The sequence below is a fragment of the Oleiphilus sp. HI0043 genome (genome assembly GCF_001634935.1).
Genome location: NZ_LWEY01000398.1, coordinates 1 through 864 on the forward strand (window position 1 = coordinate 1; position 864 = coordinate 864).

Consider the following 864-nt stretch of genomic DNA (forward strand, 5'->3'; position numbering starts at 1 on the left):
TAGAGGCCCAGATAACATCGTTACTGATGTCTTCGCTTGATGAATCGGTGTAGGTTCCGTTAGCACTTAATTGCACACTGTCGCCGACCTCAAGATCGTCGGGAATGATGCTCATCGCAATGCTGCTTAAAGCAATTACGTTTATGCTGAAACTGGCTGATTCTCCAGAAAAAGCCGCTGTAATCGTAGTACTACCAGCATTGATTGCCGTAATCAGGCCACTGTCTGACACTGTCAGGATATTCGTGTCACTAGAGCTCCAGCCAGCGTCGCTACTTAAGTCAAAACTTGAGTCGTCGGTGTATAAACCGGTCACACTGGCTTGAAAGGTTTCGCCAGATATCATTGTTGTTGGTGGTGTTGATAATGAGAGACTCTGAAGTGAAGGCGTATTATTGGTCTGTTTTCCTGAGCTGCTACCGCCGCTGCAAGCGCTAAGTAATAGTGATATTAAAAAATATGTCAGTACTTTAGATGCGCTATTTATTGAAAAAACGTTGAACATTGAATAGTGATCCTCTTAATATGCGCGCAGTTTAGAGATTTTTCTACAGGAAGTATGTTCCATTTTGTCAACAGAAAGTGAAATTCTATAAAACAGCTTCATATAACTGTTTTCCTAACCGGCAAAATTTCAACAGAAACCCTATTGAGGTTAAGTATGCAAAGTAACATTAGGTACAAGTCTAGCAGTCGTAGAGCTTTGCTCTCGATATTTTTGCTATGCCTTTCAATGAATGTAATGGCTGAACGGGAAGAGAGCGGTGCGGGAGCCAGTTTACAGTTAGTAGCGACCTTCAGTGTTTTGGCTGATATGGCTAAGGCGGTGGGAGGAGATCATGTATCCGTATCTACCTTGGTAGA

Annotated in this window: 1 protein-coding gene and 1 pseudogene; one reads left to right on the forward strand and one right to left on the reverse strand. The window is 42.7% G+C overall.

Annotated features, from left to right (window positions below; genetic code table 11):
* A partial coding sequence (locus A3729_RS05270) for an Ig-like domain-containing protein (protein WP_197475587.1) occupies nucleotides 1-505 on the reverse strand: 505 nt, incomplete at its 3' end.
* Between the two features lie 156 nt (nucleotides 506-661).
* On the opposite strand from A3729_RS05270, the pseudogene A3729_RS31330 reads away from it, so the two are divergent.
* Nucleotides 662-864: pseudogene (locus A3729_RS31330) on the forward strand (hypothetical protein); the annotation flags it as partial.